At 58.4% G+C, this 21,568-nt stretch carries 20 protein-coding genes; 7 read left to right on the top strand and 13 right to left on the bottom strand.

What is annotated here, in order from left to right; genetic code table 11:
* Window positions 1–17: 17 nt before the first annotated feature.
* Window positions 18–221: a twin transmembrane helix small protein gene (locus ACYZUA_RS02050; protein ID WP_008152470.1), complete on the top strand. Its 204-nt coding sequence runs from the start codon at window positions 18–20 to the stop codon at window positions 219–221.
* A 17-nt stretch (window positions 222–238) separates the two neighbouring features.
* On the opposite strand, the gene ACYZUA_RS02045 is transcribed toward ACYZUA_RS02050, so the two are convergent.
* The 4 genes from ACYZUA_RS02045 to coxB all read right to left on the bottom strand — a co-directional run bounded on the left by ACYZUA_RS02045 (window position 239) and on the right by coxB (window position 4,623).
* A complete protein-coding gene (locus tag ACYZUA_RS02045) occupies window positions 239–1,126 on the bottom strand; it encodes a cytochrome c oxidase subunit 3 (RefSeq protein ID WP_461961887.1) in 888 nt (295 codons plus the stop codon).
* Between the two features lie 25 nt (window positions 1,127–1,151).
* A complete protein-coding gene (locus tag ACYZUA_RS02040) occupies window positions 1,152–1,703 on the bottom strand; it encodes a cytochrome c oxidase assembly protein (RefSeq protein WP_150765455.1) in 552 nt (183 codons plus the stop codon).
* 117 nt (window positions 1,704–1,820) lie between these two features.
* A complete protein-coding gene (gene ctaD, locus ACYZUA_RS02035; protein ID WP_461961886.1) occupies window positions 1,821–3,413 on the bottom strand; it encodes a cytochrome c oxidase subunit I in 1,593 nt (530 codons plus the stop codon).
* 82 nt (window positions 3,414–3,495) lie between these two features.
* Window positions 3,496–4,623 (bottom strand): cytochrome c oxidase subunit II, encoded by a 1,128-nt coding sequence (coxB, locus tag ACYZUA_RS02030; protein ID WP_461961885.1) that lies wholly within the window; start codon window positions 4,621–4,623, stop codon window positions 3,496–3,498.
* Window positions 4,624–4,994: 371 nt separating this feature from the next.
* Here coxB and ACYZUA_RS02025 point away from each other — a divergent pair, with 371 nt between their 5' ends.
* Window positions 4,995–5,645, top strand: coding sequence for a hypothetical protein (locus ACYZUA_RS02025; RefSeq protein ID WP_461961884.1), 651 nt, complete (start codon window positions 4,995–4,997; stop codon window positions 5,643–5,645).
* A gap of 120 nt (window positions 5,646–5,765) precedes the next feature.
* Here ACYZUA_RS02025 and ACYZUA_RS02020 read toward each other — a convergent pair whose 3' ends face one another.
* The 3 genes from ACYZUA_RS02020 to ACYZUA_RS02010 form a co-directional block, all read right to left on the bottom strand.
* Entirely contained in the window at window positions 5,766–7,292 is a 1,527-nt protein-coding gene (locus ACYZUA_RS02020; protein ID WP_461961883.1) for a SulP family inorganic anion transporter, read from the bottom strand.
* A gap of 246 nt (window positions 7,293–7,538) precedes the next feature.
* On the bottom strand, window positions 7,539–8,270 hold the full coding sequence (locus ACYZUA_RS02015) for a carbonic anhydrase (protein WP_347804245.1): 732 nt from the start codon (window positions 8,268–8,270) through the stop codon (window positions 7,539–7,541).
* Window positions 8,271–8,513: 243 nt separating this feature from the next.
* Window positions 8,514–9,572 carry a PA0069 family radical SAM protein gene (locus ACYZUA_RS02010; RefSeq protein WP_461961882.1) on the bottom strand — a complete coding sequence of 353 codons (1,059 nt, stop codon included), beginning with the start codon at window positions 9,570–9,572 and terminating at the stop codon, window positions 8,514–8,516.
* 226 nt (window positions 9,573–9,798) lie between these two features.
* Here ACYZUA_RS02010 and ACYZUA_RS02005 point away from each other — a divergent pair, with 226 nt between their 5' ends.
* Window positions 9,799–10,104, top strand: coding sequence for a hypothetical protein (locus ACYZUA_RS02005; RefSeq protein WP_461961881.1), 306 nt, complete (start codon window positions 9,799–9,801; stop codon window positions 10,102–10,104).
* Between the two features lie 100 nt (window positions 10,105–10,204).
* Here ACYZUA_RS02005 and ACYZUA_RS02000 read toward each other — a convergent pair whose 3' ends face one another.
* The 3 genes from ACYZUA_RS02000 to ACYZUA_RS01990 are packed head-to-tail and all read right to left on the bottom strand — an operon-like array spanning window position 10,205 to window position 14,046.
* Window positions 10,205–11,506 (bottom strand): c-type cytochrome, encoded by a 1,302-nt coding sequence (locus ACYZUA_RS02000; RefSeq protein WP_461961880.1) that lies wholly within the window; start codon window positions 11,504–11,506, stop codon window positions 10,205–10,207.
* A gap of 12 nt (window positions 11,507–11,518) precedes the next feature.
* Window positions 11,519–13,303, bottom strand: coding sequence for a GMC family oxidoreductase (locus tag ACYZUA_RS01995; protein WP_461961879.1), 1,785 nt, complete (start codon window positions 13,301–13,303; stop codon window positions 11,519–11,521).
* Window positions 13,304–13,305: 2 nt separating this feature from the next.
* The gene (locus tag ACYZUA_RS01990; RefSeq protein WP_461961878.1) at window positions 13,306–14,046 is read right to left on the bottom strand and encodes a gluconate 2-dehydrogenase subunit 3 family protein; all 741 of its coding nucleotides are present in this window, start codon (window positions 14,044–14,046) and stop codon (window positions 13,306–13,308) included.
* A gap of 298 nt (window positions 14,047–14,344) precedes the next feature.
* On the opposite strand from ACYZUA_RS01990, the gene ACYZUA_RS01985 reads away from it, so the two are divergent.
* Window positions 14,345–14,989, top strand: coding sequence for a phosphatase domain-containing protein (locus ACYZUA_RS01985; protein ID WP_461961877.1), 645 nt, complete (start codon window positions 14,345–14,347; stop codon window positions 14,987–14,989).
* An 8-nt stretch (window positions 14,990–14,997) separates the two neighbouring features.
* Here ACYZUA_RS01985 and ACYZUA_RS01980 read toward each other — a convergent pair whose 3' ends face one another.
* The 3 genes from ACYZUA_RS01980 to prlC form a co-directional block, all read right to left on the bottom strand.
* Window positions 14,998–17,040 (bottom strand): M3 family metallopeptidase, encoded by a 2,043-nt coding sequence (locus ACYZUA_RS01980; protein ID WP_461961876.1) that lies wholly within the window; start codon window positions 17,038–17,040, stop codon window positions 14,998–15,000.
* Between the two features lie 111 nt (window positions 17,041–17,151).
* Window positions 17,152–17,439: a YheV family putative zinc ribbon protein gene (locus tag ACYZUA_RS01975; RefSeq protein WP_461961875.1), complete on the bottom strand. Its 288-nt coding sequence runs from the start codon at window positions 17,437–17,439 to the stop codon at window positions 17,152–17,154.
* On the bottom strand, window positions 17,436–19,514 hold the full coding sequence (gene prlC / locus ACYZUA_RS01970) for an oligopeptidase A (RefSeq protein WP_461961874.1): 2,079 nt from the start codon (window positions 19,512–19,514) through the stop codon (window positions 17,436–17,438). Before prlC ends, ACYZUA_RS01975 begins: the two co-directional genes overlap by 4 nt.
* Before the next feature lie 62 nt (window positions 19,515–19,576).
* On the opposite strand from prlC, the gene ACYZUA_RS01965 reads away from it, so the two are divergent.
* The 3 genes from ACYZUA_RS01965 (at window position 19,577) to ACYZUA_RS01955 (ending at window position 21,456) form a co-directional block, all read left to right on the top strand.
* Window positions 19,577–20,122 (top strand): gamma carbonic anhydrase family protein, encoded by a 546-nt coding sequence (locus ACYZUA_RS01965; RefSeq protein WP_415758460.1) that lies wholly within the window; start codon window positions 19,577–19,579, stop codon window positions 20,120–20,122.
* A 26-nt stretch (window positions 20,123–20,148) separates the two neighbouring features.
* Complete coding sequence (locus ACYZUA_RS01960) at window positions 20,149–20,799, top strand: HAD family hydrolase (RefSeq protein ID WP_461961873.1); 651 nt, start codon at window positions 20,149–20,151, stop codon at window positions 20,797–20,799.
* Window positions 20,800–20,997: 198 nt separating this feature from the next.
* A complete protein-coding gene (locus ACYZUA_RS01955) occupies window positions 20,998–21,456 on the top strand; it encodes an REP-associated tyrosine transposase (protein WP_461961872.1) in 459 nt (152 codons plus the stop codon).
* Window positions 21,457–21,568 lie beyond the last annotated feature (112 nt).

Raw genomic sequence — 21,568 nt, 5'->3', positions numbered from 1 at the left:
CCCCCCGGAGTCTCACCATGCTCAAAGCAGCCATCGTCCTGATGCTGATTGCCACGGTTGTCAGCCTGTTCAGCGGCCTGTTTTTTCTGGTCAAGGACGACAGCAGCTCAAACCGCCTCGTCATTGCCTTGAGTGTTCGTGTTGCGCTGGCCGCCATTACCGTCGGCTTGATTGCCTGGGGATTTTTCAGCGGCCAGTTGGTGTCGCACGTGCCCTGGTAGCTCTTTAAGTCAGAGCCTCAGAGCACGTAGACGAAAACGAATAGCCCGATCCACACCACGTCCACGAAGTGCCAGTACCAACTCGCGGCCTCAAATCCGAATTGGTGATCGGCATCGAAATGCCCGCGCATGACCCGCATCAGCATTACAAACAGGATGATGGTGCCCATGGTCACGTGGGCGCCGTGGAAGCCGGTGAGCATGAAGAAGGTCGCGCCGTAGATCCCGGAACCCAGGGTCAGGCCCAGTTCCTTGTAAGCGTGGATGTACTCTTCGGCCTGGAAGCCGAGGAACGCGCAACCGAGCAATACGGTCAGCGCCAGCCAGATTTTCAGTGCGCCGCGATGGCCCTTTTTCAAGGCGTGGTGGGCGATGGTCACGGTGACGCTGGAACTCACCAGCAGCACGGTATTGAGCAGCGGCAGGCCCCACGGGCTGATGACATCCTTGGGGGCGGGAAAGAGTTTCGGGTCCGGGTTATTCAGCAACGGCCAGGTGAATTCGAACGTCGGCCAGAGCATGTGGGCGAGGCCTTTGGCCCCTTCACCCCCGAGCGCCGGGCCGGAAATGGTTCTCACATAAAACAGCGCGCCGAAGAACGCGATGAAGAACATCACCTCCGAGAAGATGAACCAGCTCATGCCCCAGCGGAACGAGCGATCCATCTGTGCGCTGTACAACCCCTGGCGGCTTTCCTTGATCACCGTACCGAACCAGCCGAACAGCATGTAGGCCAGCAGCAGGCTGCCGACGAAAAAGATCAGCGGGCCGTGGGATTCCGGCCGCGCCGCCTTCAGGTCGTTGAACCAGGTGGCCAGACCGAGCACGGTGACGAACATGCCGACCGTGGCAATGATCGGCCATTTGCTCTGGGCCGGAACGTAATAATGTTCATGAGTTGCCATTTATTGTTCTCCTTATCGGGCACGCTCAGCCGCCAGTATTTACAGCCACCGGTGGATGTCGGGCGGTGATATCGAACAGCGTGTAAGACAGCGTCAGGTGCTTCACATCCTTGGGCATGTCACGGTCAACGATGAAACGTACCGGCATCTCGATCCGTTGACCGGGCTGCAGCACTTGCTGGGTAAAGCAGAAACATTCGGTCTTGTGGAAGTACGCCGCCGCCGCGCTGGGCGCGATGCTCGGAACCGCCTGGGCACTCATCGGGCGATCGGTCGGGTTATGGGCGATGAAAATCATCTCGTTCACCGCCCCCGGATTCGCCGTCAGCTCATCGCTCTTGGGGTAGAAATCCCAGGACATGTCGGCGGAATTGGTCGACAGAAACTGCACGCGGACCTGCCGCGAGGTGTCGACCGTTTGTTCGCCCTCGTACTGCCCGCCGGTCTTGCCGTTGATGCCGAACGCCTTGCACATCACGTCGTAGATCGGCACCAGGGCAAACCCGAAGACAAACATCGCCACCACCACCAACAGCAGACGCGTGACCAGCTTCTTCAACGAAATTGAGTCAGCCACGGTGCAAGCCCTCCACACAAAAACCTGTGGGAGTGAGCCTGCTCGCGATGGCGGTGTGTCTGACACACCGCATCGAACCCATCGCGAGCAGGCTCACTCCCACAAAGGCCAGGCGTTTCATTTCACTTCCGGCGGCGTAGTGAAGGTGTGATACGGCGCCGGTGACGGGATGCTCCATTCCAGACCCTCAGCCCCATCCCACGGTTTGGCCGGTGCTGGCTCGCCGCCGCGGATGGTCTTGATCACGATGAACAGGAAGAAGATCTGCGTGGCGCCGAACATGAACGCGCCGATCGACGACACCATGTTGAAGTCGGCGAATTGCAGGCTGTAGTCGGGAATCCGCCGCGGCATGCCCGCCAGCCCCACGAAGTGCATCGGGAAGAACGCCATGTTCATGCCGATGAACGAGAGCCAGAAGTGCAGCTTGCCGAGGGTTTCGTCGTACATGTGGCCGGTCCATTTCGGCAGCCAGTAGTAGGCCGAGGCGAAGATCCCGAAGATCGCCCCCGGTACCAGTACGTAGTGGAAGTGCGCGACCACAAAGTAGGTGTCCTGGTACTGGAAGTCCGCCGGGGCGATGGCCAGCATCAACCCGGAGAACCCGCCGATGGAAAACAGGATCACGAACGCCACCGCAAACAGCATCGGTGTCTCGAAAGTCAGCGAGCCTTGCCACATGGTGCTGGCCCAGTTGAACACCTTCACTCCGGTCGGCACCGCGATCAGCAACGTGGCGTACATGAAGAACAACTCGCCCACCAACGGAATGCCGACCACGAACATGTGGTGCGCCCAGACGATGAACGACAGGAACGCGATACTCGCCGTCGCATAGACCATCGAGGTGTAGCCGAACAGCGGCTTGCGTGAGAAGGCCGGAATGATCGAGCTGACGGCACCGAAGGCCGGCAGGATCATGATGTACACCTCGGGGTGACCGAAGAACCAGAACACGTGCTGGAACAACACCGGGTCACCGCCACCGGCGGCACTGAAGAAGCTGGTGCCGAAGTGGATGTCCATCAGCATCATCGTCACGCAGCCGGCCAGTACCGGCATCACCGCGATCAGAAGGAACGCGGTAATCAGCCAGGTCCAGACGAACAGTGGCATTTTCATCAGCGTCATGCCGGGGGCGCGCAGGTTGAGGATGGTGGCGATCACGTTGATCGCGCCCATGATCGAACTGATCCCCATCAAGTGGATGGCGAAGATGAAGAACGTCACGCTTTCCGGCGCGTAAGTCGTCGACAGCGGGGCGTAGAACGTCCAGCCGAAGTTCGGTCCACCGCCGGGGGTGAACAGGGTCGATACCAGCAGAATGAACGCCGCCGGCAATAGCCAGAAGCTGAAGTTGTTCATCCGTGGCAAGGCCATGTCCGGCGCGCCGATCATCAACGGGATCATCCAGTTGGCGAGGCCGACGAACGCCGGCATCACCGCACCGAACACCATCACCAGACCGTGCATGGTGGTCATCTGGTTGAAGAACTCCGGCTGGACGATTTGCAGTCCCGGCTGGAACAGCTCGGCACGAATCACCATCGCAAACGAGCCGCCGAGCAAGAACATGGAGAACGCGAACCACAGGTACAGCGTGCCGATATCCTTGTGGTTGGTGGTCAGCACCCAGCGCATCAGGCCTTTGGCGGGGCCGTGGGCGTGGGCGGTGCCGGTATGAACATGGTCATCGACGACAGCAGTCATGTCCTGTCTCCTGCAAACAGATGGGCTGGGCAGGCCGGGGCGCGATGCCCCGACGGGTTCCTTACGTGCGCAATAGACCGGGTCATTTGCTTTCCGCCTGTTTCAGCTCCAGCACTTCTTTAGGGGTGACCATGTCGCCCTTGTTGTTGCCCCAGGCGTTACGTTCGTAGGTCACGACCGCTGCGATATCGACTTCCGAGAGCTGCTTGCCGAATGCCGCCATTGAGGTGCCAGGCTTGCCGTGGAAGACGATGTTCAGGTGATCCTTGATCGGGCCGGTGGCGATTTTCGAACCCTTGAGTGCCGGGAACATCGGCGGCAAGCCCTGACCTTCGGCCTGGTGACAGGCCACGCAGGTGGTTTGATAGACCTTGTCGCCGCGCTCCTTGAGTTCGTCGAGGGTCCATTCCTTGCTGCTCAGCTCTTTGAGCTGCAGGGCTTCAGCCTTGCGCTCGGCCAGCCATTTTTCGTAATCGGCCTTTTCCTTGACCTCGACCACGATCGGCATGAAGCCGTGATCCTTGCCGCACAACTCGGCACACTGGCCACGGTAAATGCCCGGCTTGTCGACGCGGGTCCAGGCTTCGTTGACGAACCCCGGGATCGCATCGCGCTTGACCGCAAAGGCCGGCACCCACCAGGAGTGGATGACGTCGGCGGAGGTCACCAGGAAGCGCACCTTGGCGCCGATCGGCAGCACCAAAGGTTTATCGACCTCAAGCAAGTAGTGCTCGGTCTTCGCTTCCTTGTTGTTGATCTGATCGGCGGGCGTGGTCAGGTTGCTGAAGAACTCAACGTCCTGGCCCAGGTATTTGTAGTGCCACTTCCACTGATAGCCGGTGACCTGGATATCGATATCCGGCTCACTGGCGTCGTACATCTTGATCAGGGTTGCAGTCGCAGGGACCGCCATGGCCACCAGGATCAGGAAGGGCACGATGGTCCAGAGGATTTCAACGGTGGTGCTTTCATGAAATTTTGCGGCCACCTGCCCGGTCGAGCGGCGGTGGAGAATCATCGACCAGAACATGGCGCCGAAGACGATGATGCCGATCACTACACAGATCCAGAAAATGGTCATGTGCAGGTCAAATACTGCGTGACTGATTTCAGTCGCTCCCGGCGCCATATTCACAGCCCATTCGGCGTGTGCCGGACTGAAAATCGACCACAACAGGAGGCCCATCCAGACGTGTGGATGTCGCATCATTGCGGGTTCCCCTTATCGTTCTTTTTATCCCGCCGGCTTTCACCTGCGGCAAGGGAGCGGCTTTTTCAGACTACGAACTTGAATCGCCGAGCCTTGCTGCGTGTGCAGTCGGGCGTCATCAGCTAACTCCATTCCCACCCGAGTATAGACAGCGACTGCCACCTCGCAATGTGAGGGCGTAAATCATCTGAAACAGGTGGGACTTGCGTTCCAGGGCACGAATGGAGAAGGATGCAGGCGAGTGGTGGCAAACCGATATAACTTTGATGTCTCAAGGATGAAATAATTATGACAAATGCGTCTTAGCATTTTTCGTATGCCAGCTAAGTTATGTCTTCCCTATTTCATTGCCTTTGTTCCCTGGAGTTTTCATGAACACCGCCGCATTGCGCGAGCAGATCCAAAAAGCCCAACAACACGAAGCCGAGACCGGCTTGCTGACTCGTCAGTTGGAAACACAACTGCCACACCTTCACTCCGCCATCCAATTGCCGGAGGTCGACGCCAACGGCGTGATGACGCGTTTTGTGGCCGCGTATATAGAGCAAGTGCCGGACCTGCTGGACGCAGCCAATGAAGTCGCCAGGGAAGCGGGTATCGAATCACAGATCAAACCGGTGCTGAAAATCGCCGAGCAGTTCTTTCTCCAGCCGCCGGCGATCATGGCCGGTCACGTTGGTCTGGACAGTCTGCTGGACGAAGCCTATCTGGCGCACCGCCTGGTCGAAGAGGTCAATGACCTGTACATCAAGCATTTTGGCCAGCCATTGATCCCCTTGGACATGACTGTTGCCAACCTGATTGCCCACCAACTGATCGGCGAGGAGTTCGCCAATCAACTGGATGAGGCGGTGCATCACGCCGTGGACGAGATGCTCAATGAAGACAGTTTCGCGCTGGAGTCCGTTGAGGCCTACCGCGAGAAACTCAACAGCCCGGACACCGGCGCTGCGTGGAAGCGCTGGCCGTGCCTGTCACGCCAGCTGGGCGTAGGCCTGGAGCTGGATCAGCCAGCGGCTTGATCCATTGATCAACACAATTCCCCTGTAGGAGCGAGCCTGCTCGCGATGGCAATTGTTCATTCAACATTGATGTTGATTGACACACCGCTATCGCGAGCAGGCTCGCTCCCACAATGTTTTCTATGCAGCCGAACCTACTCCGCTTGTGGTCCGCAATCGTCCTTCCAGCCTGCGTTTCAACCCCCGCGCTTCAATCAACAGTTTTGATCCCTTGGCCGCATTGGCCCGTCCCCATTCCTCCAGCAATTCCAGACACGAGTGATCGATGTAGCTCAGGTTATTGAGCGGCACATGTACCGTCGCGCCTGCTGGAATGGTCCCCAGCACCTGGGTCAGCGCCGGCACTTTGAGAAAGGTTGCTGCACCTATCAATCGCAGCTCCATTTCGCCGTCCTGGGGCAGATCGATCAGGCTGATTTTCAGTCGCGAAGCCTTCCAGGCCAGTTTGGCCAGGGTCAGGCCGAAGCCGATCAGCACGCCGGTCAGCAGGTCGGTGAAGATGATTGCCAGGGCGGTCGCCGCGTAGGTGAACATCGGCATTCGGCCATAACGGCCCAGACCACGGAAGGCCTTGAGGTCGACCAGTTTGAAGCCGGTGTAAACCAGAACGCCCGCCAGGCTCGCCACCGGGATGCTTTGCAGCACGCTGGACAGCAGCAACACGAAAGCCAGCAGCCACAGGCCATGGAAGATCGACGACAGTCGCGTGGTGGCGCCGGCCTGGACGTTGGCCGAACTGCGCACGATCACGCCGGTCATCGGCAGCGCGCCAAGTAAACCGCAGAGCATGTTGCCGACGCCTTGAGCCGACAATTCCCGGTCGAAGTCCGAGCGCTGGCCACTGTGCATGCGGTCGACCGCGGCGGCCGAGAGCAGGGTTTCGGCGCTGGCGATAAACGCCACGGCAAATGCGGCAATGAGCAGGGTCGGGTCAGCCAGGTTGAGCAAATCTGCGGGTTTCAGCCAGTCGATGGCTTCCGCCAGGTTGGCCGGGACTTCCACTCGTTTGACCTGCAAGGCGAGCACCAGACTGGCAACGGTCGTCAGGCCTACACCCAGCAGTGCGCCAGGAATGAAGCGCAGGGAATGGGGGCGGAATTTCTCCCACAACCACATCACAGCAATCGTCGACAACCCGAGCAAACCGGCTTGCCAACCCAAGGACGGCAAGGCCTGCACGACGGCAGCCGGGAAGGCTGCCAGGTTATCCAGCCCGGAAGGCTTGGGCACGGCGTCGAGCATCACATGCACCTGTGACAACACGATCAGCACGCCAATCCCGGCGAGCATGCCGTACACCACGGCCGGCGCCGTGACCCGAAACCAGCAGCCCAGCTTCAAACGCCCGGCCACCAGTTGCAGAAAACCGGCCAGCAGCAGGATAGGCCCGAGCATGTCGATGCCGTGTTGGCGTACCAGTTCGAACACCAGAACAGCCAAACCGGCCGCCGGGCCGCTGACTTGCAATGGCGAACCGGCAAGCCAGCCCACCACCAGGCCACCGATGATCCCGGTGATCAAGCCTTTGGACGGCGGCAGCCCCGAGGCGATGGCGATGCCCATGCACAAGGGCAGGGCGACGAGAAACACAACCACGGAGGCCAGCAACTCCCGTGGCAGAACAGCTTTAAGTTGAGCAGCACGCATGGTGACTCTCCCGAAGTTTTCTTCAGGCGTGGCGAAGCCGGGCTGCTTGATCAGCAGCCTCGGCTAAACCACACAATGATCGGGTGTCCTGTCTCGCAAATACTGTTCATTTTTGACGGCGCCTGTTGCCGTCATGCTGCGTTGCCGCTCCTCGCCATAGCGGGCTATGACTCGTCGCGGCGCCTTGCCTGACGACAACAGTCACTCGTCAAAAAAGAACGTATTTGTGAGACAGGACACTAGGATTTAGAAGCGCGCTTTGGGCGTCGCCACCGGGATCGGATGGCTGCCATCGAGCGGCAGGAAACAACCCTTGTCCGCGTCGTAAGCTCTGATTTCGCTGGTTTCGATGTTGTAGATCCAACCATGGATAAACAACTGACCGTTGGCCATGCGCGAGGCAACCGACGGGTGCGTGCGCAAATGTTGCAGCTGGGCGATCACATTCTCCTCGGTGAGGACGTGCATGCTTTCGTTTTCGTCAGCGCAATGGCAGTTGTCCTGGACCATGGTTTTTGCCACTTCGGCATGACGCAACCAGGCTTTGACCGTTGGCATTTTTTCCAGGCTTTGCGGGTTGAGCACTGCGCGCATCGCGCCACAGTCAGAGTGCCCACAGATGATGATGTGTTGCACGCCGAGGGCCAGAACGGCGTATTCGATTGCCGTGGAAACACCGCCGTTCATTTGCCCATAAGGCGGCACAACGTTGCCGACGTTACGGGTGACGAACAGGTCGCCGGGGGCGCTTTGGGTGATCAGCTCAGGAACGATGCGCGAATCGGCGCAGGCGATGAACATCGCTCTGGGGCTCTGGGCCGTGGCGAGTTTTTTGAAGAGTTCTTCCTGCTGTGGAAAAACCTCGTGATGAAAATGCAAAAAACCGTCAACGATATGCTGCAGCGCTGCATCGGCGGTTTCCGCCTCCGGTTGGGCTGAAGCCGACGCAGCCAACGGCTGTTTATCCTTGTCACTCATGATTCATCCTCTTTGGCGGAGTCAGGGAATTTTCCCGTTTTGTCCGGTGTGAAGCCAGTGGCTGTTTAAAAAACATCCAGGCCGAGAATCTCGACCTATCAGTCACTCGATGAACAAGGTAGCGGCCGAAACTTAACTCAAACTGAATAAAAGGCTCTAGAACGTGTGTTACAGGTCACAAAAAGTGTGACCGGCGTAGTGGCAAAGTGCATTTCACCTTACTCAACCATAGGCCAATTGTCTTCAAATCAACGACATCTGGCGACCCGGCGGACAGAAGGCTTCGCAGTCCAGATTGAAACCTTCCCGACGATTGAGCCCCAGGCGTTTGATGGTTTTGGTAAAACGTTGCGCCAGCAGATCGGCAAACGGCCCTTCGCCACGCATCCTGGCACCGAAGCGACTGTCGTAGAGCTCGCCACCACGGCTCTGACGAATCAGGCTCAACACATGAGCGGCACGCTGAGGATAGTGGGCCGCCAGCCATTCTCCGAACAGCGGTGCAACTTCCAGTGGCAAGCGCAGCATCATGTAGGCCGCACTTTGCGCCCCCGCGGCATGCGCTTCGGTGAGCAGGCTTTCGAGTTCGCTGTCGTTGATCATCGGAATCATCGGCGAGCACAGAACGCCCACCGGAATTCCCGCTTCACGCATCACGCGGATCGCCCGCAACCGAGCCTTGGGTGCAGCAGCGCGCGGTTCGAGGATGCGTTTGAGCTCGTCGTCCAGGGTGGTGAGGCTGACCATCACCGCCACGAGCCTTTGCTCGGCGAGTTCGACCAGCAGGTCCAGATCCCGAAGAATCAGCGAGCCCTTGGTAATAATGGTCACGGGATGGCGATAGCGCAGCAGCACTTCGAGGGTTTTGCGGGTAATTTTGTGTTCGCGTTCGATCGGTTGATAAGGGTCCGTATTGGAACCCAGATTGATCGGCGCACATTGATAGCCGCGCTTGGACAGTTGTTCTTCCAGCACATCGGCGGCGTTAGTCTTGGCGATCAGTTTGGTTTCGAAGTCCAACCCAGGCGACATGTCCCAATAAGCGTGGCTGGGACGCGCGTAGCAATAGATGCAGCCGTGCTCGCAGCCGCGATAGGGATTGATCGAACGATCAAAGGGCAAGTCCGGCGAGTTGTTGCGAGTGATGATGGTTTTCGCCGTTTCGATGCGCACCTCGGTGCCTTGGGTGATCGGCGCTTCCTGATACCAGCCGTCATCCTCGGCCACCGAGCGATTCGGCGCGAAACGGTTGTGCGGGTTGGTTGCGGTGCCGCGACCGCGAGGTGGCAAGGGAGTAGGCATCGAGAAGGTCCTTTAGCTGTATATTCATACAGTACAGGGGCTCGGCGGAATCGACCAGTGCCGTTCGGCGCTTGATCATTCGTAGAACAACTTCGCTGTTTGTTTTACGGTCAGGTTGAATATTCGTCACTATGAGATACATATAACGAGTAGCGGGGTTGTGAGATATCAGTAATATCCGTTGCACACGAAGTTGTCGTGTTCAACTATTAAATGGAATTAATCAATGTCGAATTACAATCAGCGTGGTGTTTTTTTGCAACTGATGCGAGCGTCTGTTGTTAGTCCAAAAGAAGTCCGGGTTTCCATGCAGTTTGCACTAGAGGAAGAGGGTTACGATCCGGAAAACCGTGCGGTCACTTACGCTCTGCTGGATACGAGCACCCGCGAGGCCGTATCGAACGATGGCGGCATGACGTTCACCATGGGGGCCGCCCGTGCTGATGTGGACGGTGATGGTGACATCGACGCACAAGACAAGGCCGTCCTGCTGGCCTTGGCGAGTGCCTATTCGAAGATCGTCAATCCGTAATCTCGATTGAATGCATGCGGTCGGTAACTATTAAATACACGGTAAGTTGTAACTAAACCTAAAAAGCGGTATGGAGTTTCCATGCCGCTTTTTTATTTATTTAATGAGTCGTCGCTTGGCCGATGTCATCATTTGAAGTCGTTTTCATATCGTCTTCCCTTAACGCCATTACATCATTGGCTTTAACAGTGGCCCCTTCATTCCCCCAACTAGTGGCAATGAAACTCACCACATCCGCTACTTCCTGATCCGACAAGCGCCAGGCGAATCCCGGCATGGTAAAGGTCGAAGGGGCCGTGTGAGTCGCAGGCAGCGTACCGCCCTTGAGTACGATGTGAATCAGCGATGTCGGATCCTCCGACTGCAACACCGGGTTGCCCGCCAGTGCCGGGAACACTTTGGTGTAGCCATGGCCATCGGTACGGTGACAGGCCGCGCAGTTGTCGATGTACACCGAAGCGCCGGGCTTGCTGTCGTCCCCGTTCCACAGCGCCTGTGCGACCTGTTTGTCGTACTGGTGCGGCTGATCGTCGGGATCATTCGCCGGCAAGGACTTGAGGTAACGGGCAATCGCGGTCAGATCGTTGTCGGTCATGTATTGCATGCTGTGTGTCACCACATCACTCATGCCACCAAACACCGCGCTGCGATCACTGCGACCGGTCTTGAGGAACTGCACCAGTTGTTCTTCGTTCCAGCTGCCGAGGCCGTCTTTGTGATCGCCGCGCAGACTTTTCGCGATCCAGCCTTCAAGCGGCGCACTGCCTGACAGAAATGCACTGCCTTCACCGGCACTCAGGGCTTTTTCCTGCATGGTCAGGGCACGTGGCGTGTGGCACGCGCCGCAATGTCCGAGTCCTTCCACCAGATAAGCCCCACGACTGACCACCGCATCTTCACCGGGTGCCGCTTTGTAGTCCGCCACGGCCGGGGCGAACATCAAGCGCCAGCCCGCAAGCGGCCAGCGCATGCTCAATGGCCAGGGAATATCGCTGGCCTTGTTCTCCTGAGCGACAGGCGCCACGCCGTGCATGAAGTACGCGTACAAGGCGTTCATGTCGGCCCCGTTGACACTGGCGTAGGACGGATACGGCATGGCCGGGTACAACGTACTACCGTTTTTGGCGACGCCATGCCGGACTGCTTTGTCGAAATCCTCAAAGCTGTAGTCGCCCAGCCCGGTTTTATCCGGCGTGATATTGGTGGAATAGATCGTCCCGATCGGCGTTTCCATCGGCAAACCACCGGCGAACGGCTTGCCGTCCTTGGCGGTGTGGCAGGCCACGCAGTCACCCGCGCGGGCGAGGTACTCGCCTTGTTTGATCAGGTTTTGATCGATTTCAGCGGCGTTGATCGAGCCGCAACCGAGCAGCGCCAGGGTCGCGATAACAAGTGCTTTCATGGTTATCGCTCCTTAAGCCTGAACCAGCGGGCCGGGGTTTTTCAGGTACTGCTCGCGGATCGCCCGGGCAGACCAGTAGGTCAACGCTGCCACCAGGCCGGTAGGGTTGTAGCCCAGGCCTTGTGGGAAAGCTGACGCTCCCGGGACGAAAACGTTGTGTACGTCCCAGCTCTGCAAGTAACGGTTCAGAGCGCTGGTTTTCGGGTCGGTGCCCATGATCGCGCCACCGTTAAGGTGGGTGGTCTGGTAAGACGCGGTGTTGAAGTGATCGCCAACCTTCTTGCCCAGCACGGCGATGGCCTTGGGGCTCATCGCTTCGGCGATCTTGCCCATTTTCTCGACCATGAAGCGGTTCATCTTGATGTCGTTTTCCTGCCAGTCGAAGGTCATCCGCAACAGTGGCAAGCCGTAGGCATCGCGGTACACCGGGTCCAGATCGAGGTAATTACCGCGGTAGGATTGATGCGCGCCGTGGGCATCCATCGACACTTGATGGGTGTAGTAATCGGCGGTGGCACGTTTCCAGGCACTGCCCCAGGCCGGGGTGCCCGGCGGGTTGGAGGTGCCTGCGATCGGTCGGCTGCCTGCCTGGTTGACCCACATCGGCGAGCCGCCGACGAAGCCATGGGGCCCGTGATCGAAGTTGTCGGCGTTAAAGTCATCCACCGCCACGCCGTTACCGCCGGCACCAATAAAGTTATTGGTGTGGGTGTCTTTGTCGAAGTAGGCCTTGATGGTGGCCATGTTCTGGTAGGCGAAGTTCTTGCCGACCACGCCTTCGCCGCTGATCGGGTCGTACGGCTTGCCGATACCCGAAAGCAACATCAGTCGCACATTGTGGAACTGGAAGGCACCGAGGATCACCAGATCTGCCGGCTGCTCGATTTCCCGGCCCTGGCCGTCGATGTAGGTCACGCCTGTCGCCTTGCTCTTGGTGCTGTCGAGATTGACCCGCAGTACGTGGGAGTTGGGCCGCAACTCGAAATTGGGCAGCGGTTTGAGCGCTGGCAGAATGTTTACGTTCGGCGATGCCTTGGAATACATGTAGCAGACATAGCCGCTGCAAAAACCGCAGAAGTTGCACGGGCCCATCTGTGCGCCGTAAGGGTTGGTGTAGGGGCCTGACGTATTGGCCGAGGGCAGGTTGTAGGGGTTGTAACCCACTGCGGTGGCCGCTTTCTGAAACAGCTGTGCGGAAACAGTGTTCTTCTGCGATTCCAGCGGGAAATGATTCGAACGGTCCGGCGCGTACGGGTTACCGCCCTTGCCTTCGCCGACCAGCTGACCCTTCACCGTCCACGCCTGCCCCGACGTGCCGAAGACTTTCTCGGCGTAATCGAAAAACGGTTCCAGCTCTTCATAGCTGACACCGAAGTCCTGGATGGTCATGTCCTTGGGGATGAAGCTTTTGCCGTAGCGTTCTTCGTAGTGGCTGCGCATGCGCAACTCGATCGGGTCGACCCGAAAGTGCACGCCGGACCAGTGCAAACCGGCGCCGCCGACTCCATTGCCGGGCAGGAAGGCGCCCAGTTGGCGGTTCGGCAGCGCGATGTCATTCACGCTATGGCGAATGGTCACGGTCTCTTTGGAAATGTCCTGGAAGAGTTTTTTCCGCACGCTGTAGGTGAGTTCGTCGATCACCTGGGGATAGTTGCCGTCGGGGTAAGTGTCCTGCATCGGCCCGCGCTCCAGCGCCAGCACATTCAGGCCGGCCTCTGTCAGCTCCTTGGCCATGATCGCGCCCGTCCAGCCAAAACCGACGATCACTGCATCGACCTTCTTCATTACCGTTGCCATGCTTACGCCCTCTCGCCGCGAATCGAAACTGCCGGGAAGGGGTATTGCTCGTTGCGTTCCACCCAATCCATGAAATCGGCGCGGGCGCCGGGGAAGCCGATCATGGTCCAGCCGACCATACCTTTGTTGCCACCGTGAATCGGGTCGCAGAAGAACCCTTCTTTGGTGTTTTGCAGCATCAGGTTGAAGAAAATCTTCGCTGGGACACTGTCGAACTGAGGTTTTCCGGCCTCGAGTTGCTTGAGCAAATCGTCTCGGGTAGCGCTGTCTTGCTCAGCAAATACTTTACCGTTGAATGCTTTCGACCAAGCATCCGTGGCGGCGATGCCCAGGCGATAAATCTCTTTGGGCACCAGTTTGCTCTGCCAGCCCATTTCCGGAGCAGCGTCTGCGTTGAACGGTCCCTGCATGAACCACAGCGCACCGGCCGCGTAAGGCGTGTTCATCTGGCGGTCGATGTATTCGGGCACACCGGCTTCCAGGGCGCCTGGCCCTTGGGCATCGCTCGGAATCAGCTGGGCGACAGCCGCCTGGATGAACGTCCATTCTTCGGCGGTGAAGTAGCTGGGTTCATAGGTGCTGGTGATGACCGGCGCTTTGCCGGCATTGGCCGGAGCTGCTTCGGGCGCGGCCATCAGGACCGTGCTGCCCAGACCGGTGCTGGCAATGGTGACCACCGGGATCAAGGTCAGGGATTTGCGCAAAAACTCACGCCGCGGGTTGTCTCGATCTTGATCGGACATAGGGTGGCACCTCATCAGGCATAGCGGTTTTTCAGCCGTCTCGCAGGACGACTTTTCGTTTTGGTACCGATGCAGATCGCCACCAAGTGGGGAGCAAGAGGGCGCATCGGTAATATGAAGAAACAAATGGTAGCAGGCTAAGCATAAAGATGAACCGATTCAGCTAAAAAACCTCGGTTTTGCCACGAGGCGGTCGGTCGATTCACGATTCTTTGACAGACGGGTCACAGGCCTTTGACTGCTCGTGGTTGAAGCTGAGCGTCATCTTCCCGATTCTTTCTGAATGGTCACCCCGAGCATGTCTCTACCGCGTTGTATCCCAGCGATTTGCCTGTCGCTGGCCGCACTTTTGAACCTGACGCTGGCCTTTGCCGACGACAGTGCGTTGCCCCGACCTGCGGAGTGGGCTCAATCAGTCGAGGTGCAATACAACCTTTTCAATATGTCCCCGACGCTCTATCGCAGTGCATTGCCCGACAGCGGTGCGGTGCCGTTACTGGAAAAGCTCAAGGTCGGGACGGTTATCACGTTTCTGCCCGAGTCGGACTCCAGTTGGTTGTCGACGCCAGGGATCGCACAGGTACAGCTGCCCTATCGCACCAACCATGTGGATGACGCGGATGTACTCAAAGTCCTTCGTACTATCCAGACTGCCGAAGCCAAGGGGCCGGTGCTGATGCACTGCAAACATGGTTCGGACCGCACGGGCTTGATGGCGGCCATGTACCGGGTCGTGTTGCAAGGCTGGAGCAAGGAAGACGCCCTGAACGAAATGACCCAGGGCGGCTTTGGTGACAGCACTCATTTCAAGGAAGGCGTCCGCTACATGATGCAGGTCGATGTCGACAAGCTCCGCACCGCGCTGGCCAACGGTGATTGCAGCACGAGCCCGTTCGCCAGTTGTTCGATGAAGAGCTGGTTCAAATCGGCCCATGTCGAATAACCGTTGCCTCAGCGGGCAACGGCCTCTGACGAAAGCGCGAACAGATCTTCGGCGATCGGCCGTTCAAGAAACGCTTCCAGGGCGGTCAGCAAGGAGCGCGAATCGCCCGGAGAAAAAGACGCCTCGCGAAAGGCTCGCCCTGTTTGCGCATTGAAGACCCAATCCTGACGGAATCGCTTGAAGGCTTCGATGGCCAATACGCCTGACCAGGTGTAGGCGTAAACGGAGGCTGCGTAACCGGTCACCATGTAGTCAAAGCTGTTTGCGAACCGACAATAAGACGGCAGTTGCACGTGGGGAACCTCCCGCTGAACGTCTTCGAATATTTGCTGGGTGCTACGACCATCGCCTTGGCTGTGGTGCGCGTCGAAATCGAACATTGCACCCGTCAGCAAGAGTGCGGTTTGTCGGCTGGTCTGGGTTTCGAGGGCTGCCAGTGCTGCGTCTACCCGCGCCTCGGTCAAACGTTCACCGCTTTGGTGGTGGGCACCCAGCCATAATAGAAACTCCCGTGACAGGCACCACTGCTCGAATACTTGCCCGGCGAACTCCACCGTATCGCGCCCCAGTTGGGAAATGCCGGAAAGGTTGTGATGCGGCGAACTCGTCAGCACGTGTTGCAGACAATGACCGAACTCATGAAAAAGCACCCGCAGATCCTCGTGCTCAAGCAGGCACGGATGGCCGTCGACCCCAGGCGTGAAGTTGCAGTGCAGATCGGCAATCGGCAGCGCTACGCGGCCTTCGGCGGTTATTCGTCGGTTTCGCAGTGTGCCGGTCCAGGCGTAATCCGGAGCTTCTTTGCGGTGGAACGGGTCAAGATAGATATGCCCGATGGTCTGACCATGCTCGCTGATCTCAAGCAGGCGCACGTCGTTATGCCAGCGACTGAATTCAGCTTGCTCGAGGATCCGGATCCCGAACAGGCGTTCGCAGAACAAGCAGAGTCGTCGCAAGGTGCCGTCCAGGGGAAAATAGTCGCGCAGATTCTTCAGGGCATCAGGGAAATGATGGTGGCGCAGTTGTTCAGCGAGAAATTCGTGGTCCCAGGCGTGTACTTCAGAGATGCCCCGTTCGAGCGCAAACTCTTGCAGCTCCTTTGAATCCCGTGCAAGGGGCGGTGTGTTCAATGCCACTTGCCGACGCAGGAAACTACGAACTTGATGGGTGGACTCGGCCGCTGCGGTGGCCAGACGCAGTTGCGCGAAATTATCGAAACCTAGCAGTTCGGCTTTCTGGTGGCGCAGCGAAAGCAGCAACGTCAGTACAGGATCATTATCGAACTCGTCGGCATGCGGGCCTTGATCGGACGCGCGCGTGGAGTACGCCACGAAATACTCCTCTCGCAATGCCCGATTTTCGGCATGCCTCATGATTTGCTGGTAGGTGTTGTGGTCCAGGGGAATCAGCCAGCCGTCATGTCCTGCCCCTTTGGCCAGGCGCATCAGACGATCTTTTACGGTGGGGTATAAACCTTCCAGTACCGCAACGTCATCGACGTGCTTGGTCCATGCAGCGTTGGCGCTTTTCAGATGGATGAGAAACAGCTCTTCGAGCCGATCGATGTCGAGGTTCAACCGGGCCAACTGTTCCCGTTGTGCCAGTGGCAAGTCGATTCCCGACAATTGAAATTTGCGCAGAATCTTGGCCAGTGCGGCCTTGCGCGGTTCATCGAAGTTGAGGGCGATCGAACTGTTCGCCAACCGCTGGTATGCATCAAACAACGGACGATTGCGCATTCTTTCGGATCGGTACTGCGCCCCAGCGTCGTTGCATGCGGCAGTTGCCGTGCTCCAGGCGGTATCGTTGTGTTTCGCCATCGACAGGATCTGGATGATGCCCAAAGCCTCGCCCAGGCGCGCATCGATTTCATCGATGGCCAGAACCAGGTCATCCCAATTGGGGAATACGGATTGGCTGGTGATGGTTTCGGCAATGACCTGCCGGTTGTCGGTAATGATGGCTGTGATTGCCGGCACGAGGTGTTCGGTGCGGACCTCCGACCAGGGCGGCAGGTCCCAGGCCTGTAAAAGCGGATTGGTATCGGGCATGGCGTCTTCCTTGAGTAGAGGCTGAATTCGGTCAGCCTATAAAGGAAGCGCAGGGGAAAGGCGTTAGATAGTTACCACCTCCACACCGCCAGGTGTGGAGGTGGCAGTGACTCAATGTTGCTCGTCAGGCTTTTTCTTCAGCTTCGGGTTCGGGAAAAACTGCACGGCCTGAACCTTGGCGTCGGGCGCCTTCAGCGCCGAAATGTTGACCCGCGTGCCTAATTCCTTGGGCACGGACAGGCCTTGTTCATTCAGCGTGTCCGAATAACCGCAGGCCACGCACTCGCGGTGCGGGACGTCGTCTTCGCTCCACATCATCAATTTGTCCGGTTCGCTGCACGCCGGGCAGACCGCCCCGGCGATAAAGCGTTTTTTCGTCTTCACAGGCCCCTCGCTCATGCTGCCGCGACCTCACTCAGGCCGCTGTGGCGCAAGAGTGCGTCAATCGACGGCGGGCGTCCGCGGAAGTCGACGAACAGCACCATCGGTTCCTGGGAGCCACCGCGTGCCAGGATCGCTTCGCGGAAGGCGCGGCCGGTCTCGGCGTTGAGCACGCCTTCTTCTTCGAATTTTGAGAAGGCATCCGCCGACAGCACTTCCGCCCATTTGTAGCTGTAGTAGCCCGCCGCATAACCGCCGGCGAAGATGTGCGCAAAGCTGTTCGGGAAACGGTTGTAGGCGGGTGGACGCATGACCGAGACCTCGTCGCGCACACCTTCAAGTACCTGCGCCACGCTACGGCCGTCACCGTGAGTGGCGTGCAGGTCAAAGTCGAACAGCGAGAACTCCAGCTGACGGACCATCATCAGGCCGGACTGGAAGTTCTTCGCCGCGAGCATTTTCTCCAGCAGGTCCTGAGGCAGTGGTTCGCCGGTTTCGTAGTGACCGGAAATCAGCGCCAGACCTTCCGGCTCCCAGCACCAGTTCTCCATGAACTGGCTTGGCAGCTCGACCGCATCCCAGGCCACGCCGTTGATGCCGGATACGCCGGCGTGTTCAACGCGGGTCAACAGGTGGTGCAGGCCGTGGCCGAATTCGTGGAACAGGGTGGTCACTTCATCGTGGGTCAGCAGGGCTGGTTTGCCGCTGTCGGCCGGGGTGAAGTTGCACACCAGGTTCGCCACCGGACTTTGCAATACGCCGCTGATCGTGCGGCGACGGTCACGGGCACCGTCCATCCAGGCACCGCCACGCTTGTTGGCGCGGGCGTAGAGGTCGAAGAAGAAGCGGCCGACGTGCTGGCCGTTTTCCTTGATTTCGAACAGGCGAACATCTGGGTGCCAGGTGTCGAAGCCTTTCTGCTCGGCGATTTCGATGCCGTACAGACGCTGGACGATAGCAAACAGACCGCCCAGCACTTTGTCGATCGGGAAGTAAGCGCGAAGGGTTTCCTGGGCGACGCTGTAGCGCTGTTCGCGAAGTTTTTCACCGTAAAAACCGCTGTCCCAGCTTTGCAGGTCAGGGCAGCCTTGTTCGGCGGCGTAGGCCTTGAGCTGTTCCAGATCCAGGGCGGCAAACGGCTTGCTGCGCTTGGCCAGATCGCGCAGGAAACTCAGCACCTGATCGCTGGATTCGGCCATTTTGGTGGCCAGGCTCAGCTCCGAGAAGCTGGCGAAGCCCAAGAGTTTTGCAAGTTCCTGACGCAGGTCGAGGATTTCTTCCATGACCGGGCCGTTATCGTTCTGACCGGCATTCGGGCCTTGGTCCGACGCACGGGTGCAGTAGGCGGCGTAGACTTCTTCGCGCAGAGCGCGGTCGTGGGCGTAGGTCATCACCGCGTAGTAGCTCGGGAATTCCAGGGTGATCAGGAAGCCTTCCAGGCCTTTGGCCTGTGCCGCCGCGGCCATTTGCGCCTTGGCCGAATCGGTCAGGCCGGCGAGTGAAGCTTCGTCAGTGACGTGCTTGGTCCAGGCCTGAGTGGCGTCGAGCAGTTGGTTGGAGAAGCGGCTGCCCAGCTCCGACAATTTGCTCTGCACTTCGGCGTATCGTTTTTGTTCGGCTTCCGGCAGGTCGATACCCGACAGACGGAAGTCACGCAGGGAGTGTTCCAGGATAGTTTTCTGCGCCACCTCGAAACCGGCAGCTTCGGGACTGTTAGCCAGCGCTTCGAACGCCTCGAACAACTCGCGGTTCTGGCCCAGTTCGGTGGAGTAGGCGCTCAAGGCCGGCAGGCAGGACTCGTAGGCTTCGCGCAATTCGGCGCTGTTGCACACGGCATTCAGGTGGCTGACCGGGCTCCAGGCCGCGCCCAGTCGATCATTCAGCTCGTCCATCGCCAACACCAGGCCGGCCCAGGTCGGTTGTTTGCCCTGGGTTTTGAGGATCTCGATAATGGCGGCGCGGTTGTCAGCCAGGATTTGTTCGATGGCCGGTTGCACGTGTTCGGCACGGATCGCCGAGAACGGCGGCAGGTCGTAGGACTGCAAAAGAGGGTTGTTCACGCTCACGGTTGGCACCTTGGCTGGAAGAAACATTGCGCCATCTTAATTACAATCGACGCTCACCGCAGCTATCAGCAAAAGAGAGAGAGCCTATCGTGACCCTTCGCAAGTATCAAAACCACACGCCGCTACTGGGCAAAGGCGCCTTTGTCGACGGTTCGGCGGTGGTGATCGGCGACGTTGAAATCGGCGAAGACAGCTCGGTCTGGCCTCTGACGGTGATTCGTGGCGACATGCACCGCATCCGTATCGGCGCGCGTACCAGCGTGCAGGACGGCTGTGTGCTGCACATCACCCATGCCGGGCCGTTCAATCCCGATGGCTTTCCGTTGCTGATTGGCGACGATGTGACCATCGCGCATAAAGTCATGCTCCACGGCTGCACTGTGGGCAATCGGATTCTGATCGGCATGGGTAGCATCGTCATGGACGGTGCGGTGGTCGAGGACGACGTGATTATCGGGGCTGGCAGCCTGGTGCCCCCGGGTAAACGCCTGGAAAGCGGCTTCCTTTATGTGGGCAGCCCGGTGAAGCAGGTTCGGCCACTGACTGACAAGGAAAAAGCCTTTTTCACCTACAGCGCGGCGAACTACGTGAAGCTCAAGAATTTGCATCTGGCCGAAGGCTACGACCAGCTCTGACCCTGCGCCCTTATTCAGGATTCAACATGCATTACCAAACCGTATTGTTCGACCTCGATGGCACCCTGACCGATCCACGCGAGGGCATCACCCGTTCGATCCAGTTCGCCTTGAGCAAACTGGGCATCGATGAACCTGACCTGACCAAACTTGAACACTTTATCGGCCCGCCGTTGTTGCAGGCGTTCATGCAGTTCTACGACTTCGACGAGCCCAAGGCCTGGGAAGCGGTGAGCTACTATCGCGAACGCTTCAAGGTCACCGGCCTGTACGAGAACCGCGTATTCGACGGCGTCACACCATTGCTGGAAACCCTCGGCGGGCAAGGGCGACAGCTGTACATCGCGACGTCAAAGCCGTGGATTTTTGCCCGGGAAATTGCCCGGCACTTCGACTTCGCCAAGCACTTCAAAGTGATCTACGGCAGCGAGCTGGATGGAACCCGGACCAACAAAGTCGAGCTGATCGCCCACTTGATGGCCGAAGAAGGCCTGGACCCGGCCAACACCCTGATGATCGGCGATCGTAAACACGATCTGATCGGCGCGCGCAGTAACGGACTGGATGCGGCGGCGGTGGGTTACGGTTTTGGCAGTCTGGAAGAGTTGAGTGCAGAAGCCCCGGCTTATCACTTCGAGACGCTGGAAGAGCTGCATCAGGCGTTTTTGCAGCGCTAATTAAACCGCCATCGCGAGCGAGCTTTGCTCCTACGGGGGCGCGTCGTGCCCACCATTGCGACTTGACGAGAATCTGTAGGAGCAAGGCTTGCCCGCGATGGCGCCTTTGCCGACACATCCTGAGCAACTGTTTTACCACCCATTCTCTTTTGCCGTTCTAGCCTCTCTGACTCAGGCCACGATCAAGGAGGATCATCAATGCCAAGCCAGCATCATGCCCACCGACTACGCTCCGGACGTTACTCAGAGGAGGGGCAAATCTATTTGCTGACAGCCGTCGTCCGAAACCGTCAGCCTGTTTTTTCCAGTTTTCAAACGGGTCGATTAGTAGTCGATGCATTTCAAAAGGCGCAACAAGAGCAATTCGCCACCTCATTGGCCTGGGTTGTCATGCCTGATCATTTCCATTGGCTTATCGAACTTCAAAACATTCCCTTGCCGACACTGATGGCCCGCACGAAATCACGCACAACGGTCACATTAAATCGGGCGCTTCAGAGAGAAGGTCCGATTTGGCAGCCGGGATTCCACGATCGCGCCATTCGCAAAGTAGAAGATCTACAGGCGGTTGCGCGATACATCGTCGCCAATCCATTACGCGCGGGCTTGGTCGAGAAGGTAGGGGATTATCCGCTATGGGATGCTATTTGGTTGTGAGCCAACGCTAGCGACTACTTGCGGACGCCATCGCGGGCAAGCCTTGCTCCTACAGGAACCGCGTATTTCCTGTAGGAGCAAGCGGTGCGGCGATCCGACTTGCCCGCGATGG

The sequence above is a fragment of the Pseudomonas sp. LS2P72 genome (genome assembly GCF_054897865.1).
This window is presented reverse-complemented; position numbering and strand designations above follow the sequence as displayed.

What these genes read in the sequence shown, in the direction of transcription:
- ACYZUA_RS02050 (WP_008152470.1), top strand. Translation starts at nt 18, where the DNA reads ATGCTCAAAGCAGCCATCGTCCTGATGCTGATTGCCACGGTTGTCAGC.
- ACYZUA_RS02045 (WP_461961887.1), bottom strand. Translation starts at nt 1,126, where the DNA reads ATGGCAACTCATGAACATTATTACGTTCCGGCCCAGAGCAAATGGCCG.
- ctaD (WP_461961886.1), bottom strand. Translation starts at nt 3,413, where the DNA reads ATGACTGCTGTCGTCGATGACCATGTTCATACCGGCACCGCCCACGCC.
- coxB (WP_461961885.1), bottom strand. Translation starts at nt 4,623, where the DNA reads ATGATGCGACATCCACACGTCTGGATGGGCCTCCTGTTGTGGTCGATT.
- ACYZUA_RS02025 (WP_461961884.1), top strand. Translation starts at nt 4,995, where the DNA reads ATGAACACCGCCGCATTGCGCGAGCAGATCCAAAAAGCCCAACAACAC.
- ACYZUA_RS02020 (WP_461961883.1), bottom strand. Translation starts at nt 7,292, where the DNA reads ATGCGTGCTGCTCAACTTAAAGCTGTTCTGCCACGGGAGTTGCTGGCC.
- ACYZUA_RS02015 (WP_347804245.1), bottom strand. Translation starts at nt 8,270, where the DNA reads ATGAGTGACAAGGATAAACAGCCGTTGGCTGCGTCGGCTTCAGCCCAA.
- ACYZUA_RS02010 (WP_461961882.1), bottom strand. Translation starts at nt 9,572, where the DNA reads ATGCCTACTCCCTTGCCACCTCGCGGTCGCGGCACCGCAACCAACCCG.
- ACYZUA_RS02005 (WP_461961881.1), top strand. Translation starts at nt 9,799, where the DNA reads ATGTCGAATTACAATCAGCGTGGTGTTTTTTTGCAACTGATGCGAGCG.
- ACYZUA_RS02000 (WP_461961880.1), bottom strand. Translation starts at nt 11,506, where the DNA reads ATGAAAGCACTTGTTATCGCGACCCTGGCGCTGCTCGGTTGCGGCTCG.
- ACYZUA_RS01995 (WP_461961879.1), bottom strand. Translation starts at nt 13,303, where the DNA reads ATGGCAACGGTAATGAAGAAGGTCGATGCAGTGATCGTCGGTTTTGGC.
- ACYZUA_RS01990 (WP_461961878.1), bottom strand. Translation starts at nt 14,046, where the DNA reads ATGTCCGATCAAGATCGAGACAACCCGCGGCGTGAGTTTTTGCGCAAA.
- ACYZUA_RS01985 (WP_461961877.1), top strand. Translation starts at nt 14,345, where the DNA reads ATGTCTCTACCGCGTTGTATCCCAGCGATTTGCCTGTCGCTGGCCGCA.
- ACYZUA_RS01980 (WP_461961876.1), bottom strand. Translation starts at nt 17,040, where the DNA reads ATGCCCGATACCAATCCGCTTTTACAGGCCTGGGACCTGCCGCCCTGG.
- ACYZUA_RS01975 (WP_461961875.1), bottom strand. Translation starts at nt 17,439, where the DNA reads ATGAGCGAGGGGCCTGTGAAGACGAAAAAACGCTTTATCGCCGGGGCG.
- prlC (WP_461961874.1), bottom strand. Translation starts at nt 19,514, where the DNA reads ATGTTTCTTCCAGCCAAGGTGCCAACCGTGAGCGTGAACAACCCTCTT.
- ACYZUA_RS01960 (WP_461961873.1), top strand. Translation starts at nt 20,149, where the DNA reads ATGCATTACCAAACCGTATTGTTCGACCTCGATGGCACCCTGACCGAT.
- ACYZUA_RS01955 (WP_461961872.1), top strand. Translation starts at nt 20,998, where the DNA reads ATGCCAAGCCAGCATCATGCCCACCGACTACGCTCCGGACGTTACTCA.